The organism is Catenibacterium sp., assembly GCF_052354645.1.
Classification (GTDB): domain Bacteria; phylum Bacillota_I; class Bacilli_A; order Erysipelotrichales; family Coprobacillaceae; genus Catenibacterium; species Catenibacterium mitsuoka_A.
In genome coordinates this window covers 1-6,013 of sequence record NZ_DAWDDM010000117.1, presented here as the reverse complement: position 1 = coordinate 6,013, position 6,013 = coordinate 1, and the positions used below count along the sequence as shown (strand labels likewise).

Here is a 6,013-nt window from a genome sequence, read left to right as displayed (position 1 = left end):
AAACTTTAACACCTTCAGCTTCTAACTTAGCCTATTCATCTAATAAGATTCCCTTAGCCTTCTTGAATTCTTCAACAGTTGCAATCATAGGGAACATGATCTTAAGATCACCATAAACTGAAGCACGAAGTAATGCTCTTAACTGAGTTCTGAATACTTCTTCTCTCTGGAAGCAAAGACGAATAGCACGAACACCTAAGAATGGGTTCATTTCTTCAGGAACTGGAAGAGCTTTTAACTTCTTGTCTCCACCGATATCCATTGTTCTAACAACAACTGGACCATTTACATTTTCAAGTACTGTCTTATAAGCTTCATACTGTGAATCTTCTGTTGGAAGTTCATCTGATTCCATATATAAGAATTCAGTTCTGAATAAACCAACACCTTCAGCACCATTCTGCTTAATAGCTTCGATATCATTTGGAGAACCGATGTTAGCTACTAATAATACCTTATGACCATCAGTAGATACTGATTCAGCAGTCTTTAATGTCTTAAGTTCTGCTTTGTAGTCTTCGAATTCTTTTCTCTTAGCTTCATAAGTTGAAACTGTTTCTTCATCAGGGTTAACAAATACATCACCTGTTAAACCATCAAGAACTACCATATCACCATCATTGACAGTTTCAGTAATAACGTTAGTTGCTACAACTGCTGGGATTTCCATAGATCTAGCTAGGATAGCAGAGTGAGAAGTTCTACCACCGATATCAGTGATGAAACCACGAACTAAGTTTTTATTTAACTGAGCTGTATCAGAAGGAGTTAAATCGTGAGCGATGATTACAACTTCTTCATCAATTAAAGCAGGGTTAGGTAAAGACTTACCTAATAAGTTAGCTTTTAAACGAGTAGTTACGTCTCTAACGTCAGCTGCTCTTTCTTTGAAATATGCATCATCCATAGATGAGAACATAGTAATGAATAAATTAGCTACATCTTCTAATGCTGCTGGAGCACATAACTTTTCATCATTGATCTTAGCTTCAACCTGTGACTGAAGTTCTGGATCTTCAAGAATCTGAGCATGAGCATCAAATACTGCTGCTTCTTCTTCAGATAAGTTTTTAGTAGCTGCTTCCTTAATTGCAGCGATTTCAAGTTTAACTGCTGCAACGCTCTTGTTATATAAAGCAATTTCAGCTTCTGTGTCTTCAACTGTAGTACGTGTTACAGTTAAATCTGGCATATCTAATTTATATGCTTTTGCAATGGCATAACCACTAGATGCCGCAATACCTTTTACATTTGTCATTTTTGACCTACCTCCATATACTCCATATTTTACAATAAAAGGGGTACAAAATAAAGAAAAGAAGTTCTTTCATATATATTTTTTTGACAAATTTACACAATTTTGAGGGTACAAATTAATTTAAATCTTTCTATATATACCTATAAATGTTGAAAGAAGCCAATTAGGTTCATTTTTTCACTTTTTCAATAGAGAAAAATAGATGTATTCTAGTTGCCAGACCACTCTTTGACTACTGTTTCGCCATCAGATAATTTATACCAATATATTTTTAAATAAACAAAGAAAATTTCATATTATGAAAATATTGCTTTACAAATAGGAACAACAAGTATAATATAGAAGTGTAAACAGGAGGATAATAATATGAAAGTTATTGTTACTAAAGATTATGAAGAAGCAAGTCAGAAAGCAGCAGAAATCATGCTTGACGTTATCAAAAATAAACCAAACGCAAACATTGGCCTAGCTACTGGTTCTACACCAATCCGTCTTTATGAATTAATGAGAGAAGATCATAAAGCTAACGGAACAAGCTACAAAGATATCAAATCATTCAACCTTGATGAATATTATGGTTTAGCACAGGATCATCCACAGAGCTATTACTATTTCATGTGCCACCAGTTATTCAATGAATTAGATATCGATAAGAATAATATTAATGTTCCTAAGGGTAAGGGATCTATCGAAGAAGTATGTGATGAATACAATGCATTATTAGCTGAAAATCCAAGAGATATCCAGTTATTAGGGATAGGTTCTAATGGACATGTTGGTTTCAATGAACCAGGTACATCATTTGATTCAGTGACTCACTATATTGCACTTAAACAGAGCACAATCGAAGACAACGCTAAATTATTCTTCAATGGTGATTTAAGCGCTGTTCCTACTCATGCAATCACTATGGGTATTTCTAATATCATGGAAGCTAAGAAGGTATTATTAATTGCGACTGGTGAAAGAAAAGCTGAAGCAGTTAAAGGCTTAGTTGAAGGACCAGTAACAGAAGATTTACCAGCCTCTATTCTTCAGAAACATGAAGATGCAATCATCATCGTTGATGAAGCAGCTGCATCATTATTATCTAAATAATCTCTTAAGGCGCTTAGGCGCCTTTTTTTGTGCTATAATTTTTTCGAGGTGATTTCATGAAGGCAATGAATAAAGACAATCCTAAATACAATGACTGCATAGAAAGAGCATCACAGTTATATGAAAGAAAAGGTGATTTTAGAACACCTTTTATGAGAGATTATAATCGTATTATATTTACTACAGCCTATAGACGTTTAAAACATAAGACACAGGTCTTTTTTGCACCTGATAATGATCATATATGTACACGTGCTGAGCATGTGAACCTCGTAGAATCTATCAGTTATACAATTGCTTATCAACTAGGACTGAATACTGAACTTACACGTGCTATTAGCGCAGGACATGATTTAGGACATGCCCCTTTTGGTCATGGTGGAGAAAAGATTCTTTCTTCTTTGTCTATAAAACATGGATTAGAACCTTTCTGGCATGAAAAGAATAGCCTTCACTTAATAGATGATTTATGTTTATTAGAGGATGATCAACATATTGAACATAATCTTGATCTGACCTATGCAGTAAGAGATGGCATTATTGCTCATTGTGGTGAAGTGAATCAAAGAAGAATTAAACCTAGAGATGAAAAAATTGATTTAAAAGACTTTAAATCACCAGGACTTTACCAGCCTTATACTCTAGAAGGGTGTGTCGTAAAAATCAGTGATAAGATAGCTTATTTAGCAAGAGATATAGAGGATGCATGGAACTTACATATACTTAATGAAGAAGATATGAAAAGCTTAATAGAAGAAATTAATACAGTTGTTCCAGGATTATTTAAAGCAATCAATAATGGAACAGTGGTCAATTACTTTATTCAAGATGTGATTCATAATAGTACAAAAGACTATATTGGTTTGTCTAATGAGGCGTTTGAAATTATGAAGATATTTATGAAGTTTAATTATCAAAAGATCTATGAAATAAAGAAGGTTAAGATTCATACGCAATATGTACAATTGATTCTAGAGAGTCTCTTTTCTTTCTTATATGAGTATGGACAACATGACAATTTTGTTTTAGACTTAAAAAAAGATGCAGAACGTTATCCACTCATTATTAATCATTATCTTAAATGGTTAACACGCTATAGTACTCTACTCCATGATGAACGTTATCAAAATCATATAGTCTATGACTTTGAGAATGATTCACTTGCTTTAGAAAAGAGTATTATTGATTATTTATCAGGGATGACAGATCATTTTATTATTGATGCATTTGATGAATTACTTGCATATAGATAGGGGGAAGTTTTTATGCCAATTAATATTCCAGATGATTTACCAGCATATAAGGTCTTAACTGATGAAAACATCTTTGTTATGAACCAGACACGTGCGACTACACAGCGTATTAGACCTTTAAAAATTTTAATTGTGAATATCATGCCTTTAAAGATTACAACAGAAACGCAATTATTAAGATTATTATCTAATACACCATTACAGCTTGAAGTAGAACTTATTCATATGTCTACACATGATTCTAAGAATGTTCCTAAGGAACATTTACTTACTTTCTATAAGACATTTAAAGATATTAAAGAGAATTCTTATGATGGTATGATTATTACAGGTGCTCCTGTAGAACAGATGCCTTTTGAAGAAGTAGACTATTGGAATGAACTATGTGAAATCCTTGAATGGGCCAAGACACATGTTTTTAGTTCTTTCTTTATCTGCTGGGCTTCACAGGCTGCTTTACATTATTATTATGGTATTGATAAGTACTTATTGAAGCATAAATTAACTGGTGTATATCGTCATCATACTAATCAAAGAAAGATGAGAAGAAAGATTTTAAGAGGTTTTGATTATCAGTTCTATGCACCACATTCACGTTATACAACTGTTTTAAAGGAAGATGTTGCAAGTAACTCTAACTTAGATATACTTGCTGAAAGTGATGATGCAGGTGTCTTTTTGGTGGCTTCTAAGGATGGTTCTCAGTTCTTTGTGACAGGACATCCTGAATATGATCCAGACACATTAGATAAAGAATATAAGCGTGACAAAGAGAAACCAGGTGTCATTGCAGAACTACCTAAAAACTATTATCTTGATGATGATCCATCTCAGGAAATACAAGTAAAATGGCGTTCACATGCCTATCTTTTATTCTCTAACTGGTTGAACTATTATGTTTACCAGGAAACACCATATGATTTAAGTGATCTTCATGAACGTAAGAAATAAGCCATCTTTCTAGGTGGCTTTTTACATTAGGAGGTGATTTTATGTTAATTATTCCACTCATTATATTATTGATTTTGTATTTCATGTATTGTTTATTGATGCGTTATGAATCACGTACCTTATGGAGCGGTGTGGGGTTCTTTGGACTTTCCATGATGACTATTATTACAGCTTTCTTCTATGCGTTCTACTATTCTGAAACATTAACTTATTATCCACTTATTATGGATATAGGGGTTCTATTAGTCGCTGCTGCAGTACTTGTTATCCTATTTTTTCCACTTGCAACTATTATTATGTTCTTTGTAGAAGGAATTAAAGTCATTAAACATGAAGGATTGAAATTCACTAACCTTCTATCTCTAGGATTTGCAATAGGATTATTTGTTTATCTATTTATAGGACCAATCTTTTTTAAGTCTTCTAATAAAATAATGACAGCTCTCTATGCAATCATATCATTTACGGTTTTCTATTTTTTATCCGTTCTTGCTAGCTATTGCCTTTCTGCTTTCCTAAATACATTTCACTTATTCAAAAAAAGGAAACTGGATTATATAATAGTATTAGGAGCAGGCATCAAAGGAGAACAGGTGCCTCCATTACTCGCAAGTAGAATTGATAAAGGAATAGAAATCCTAAAAAAGAATCCAAAAGCTTTAGTCATTATGTCCGGAGGACAAGGCAAGGGAGAAGATATTCCTGAAGGAGAAGCCATGGCACGATATGCCATCAATAAAGGTATAGATGAGAGTAAGATAATCATTGAAGACAAATCTACGAATACAAAAGAAAACCTCTTATTCTCATCAAAACTTATGACTAAAGAATCTCCACGAGTTGGACTTGTTACTACGTCCTATCATGTTTTTAGAGCCTTGATACTTGCGAAAGACTTAGGAATTAGATGTATTGGCTTTGGTTCAGTCACTAAATGGTATTTTACATTAAATGCTTTGATTAGAGAATTCATAGGCTACTTAAGCATGACATGGAAGAAGCATAGTATTGTGATTATTTTCTACAGTATATTTGTTGTTATTTTTTCAATTGTGAGGTAAATGATTATGGGCGCATTAAGTGTATTTTTTCTAATGGGTATATTGTCTACGTTATTTCTTATCTTTGTCTCTCTATTCATAGGTATACTCTGTACTTATGTAGTAGGTTATCTTTTTGAAGGATTCCTTGTCTCTTCATTATTAGATACTAAAACCTATCGTGGCTGGATTCCATTCTATAATAAATATTTACTAGGAAATATCACAGGAGATCATGTGCTTGGTATTATATCCTCTCTCTGTGCATTTCCTGTATTAATTATTGGATATGTCTTATTTGCGATGGATGAATTAAACTATCTTTTATTTGTTGTGTTTCTAGTAATATTAATTATTGGGTTTATTGTTGATCATATTATTGCTTATCACTTCTTATCTAAAAGATGTAAATA

General features: G+C 32.9%; 5 protein-coding genes and 1 pseudogene. 5 read left to right on the top strand and 1 reads right to left on the bottom strand.

Annotation, left to right across the window (positions count from 1 at the left end):
- Positions 1-34: 34 nt before the first annotated feature.
- Positions 35-1,258 (bottom strand): annotated as a pseudogene (gene ptsP / locus ACT8VG_RS06430) (phosphoenolpyruvate--protein phosphotransferase); the annotation flags it as partial.
- Between the two features lie 366 nt (positions 1,259-1,624).
- On the opposite strand from ptsP, the gene nagB reads away from it, so the two are divergent.
- From nagB to ACT8VG_RS06405, 5 genes are all read left to right on the top strand, one after another.
- The gene (nagB, locus tag ACT8VG_RS06425; RefSeq protein ID WP_117459619.1) at positions 1,625-2,356 is read left to right on the top strand and encodes a glucosamine-6-phosphate deaminase; all 732 of its coding nucleotides are present in this window, start codon (positions 1,625-1,627) and stop codon (positions 2,354-2,356) included.
- A 56-nt stretch (positions 2,357-2,412) separates the two neighbouring features.
- Entirely contained in the window at positions 2,413-3,609 is a 1,197-nt protein-coding gene (locus tag ACT8VG_RS06420) for a deoxyguanosinetriphosphate triphosphohydrolase family protein (protein ID WP_195920594.1), read from the top strand.
- 12 nt (positions 3,610-3,621) lie between these two features.
- Positions 3,622-4,560, top strand: a complete 939-nt coding sequence (metA, locus tag ACT8VG_RS06415) for a homoserine O-acetyltransferase MetA (protein ID WP_444195438.1) — start codon at positions 3,622-3,624, stop codon at positions 4,558-4,560.
- Between the two features lie 41 nt (positions 4,561-4,601).
- Positions 4,602-5,621 carry a YdcF family protein gene (locus ACT8VG_RS06410; protein WP_444195437.1) on the top strand — a complete coding sequence of 340 codons (1,020 nt, stop codon included), beginning with the start codon at positions 4,602-4,604 and terminating at the stop codon, positions 5,619-5,621.
- A gap of 6 nt (positions 5,622-5,627) precedes the next feature.
- Positions 5,628-6,013 (top strand): hypothetical protein (locus tag ACT8VG_RS06405; RefSeq protein ID WP_444195436.1); only part of this gene is annotated, 386 nt, incomplete at its 3' end.

Excerpts from the sequence above, each read along its gene's own strand:
- nagB (WP_117459619.1), top strand. The coding sequence starts at position 1,625 with ATGAAAGTTATTGTTACTAAAGATTATGAAGAAGCAAGTCAGAAAGCA.
- ACT8VG_RS06420 (WP_195920594.1), top strand. The coding sequence starts at position 2,413 with ATGAAGGCAATGAATAAAGACAATCCTAAATACAATGACTGCATAGAA.
- metA (WP_444195438.1), top strand. The coding sequence starts at position 3,622 with ATGCCAATTAATATTCCAGATGATTTACCAGCATATAAGGTCTTAACT.
- ACT8VG_RS06410 (WP_444195437.1), top strand. The coding sequence starts at position 4,602 with ATGTTAATTATTCCACTCATTATATTATTGATTTTGTATTTCATGTAT.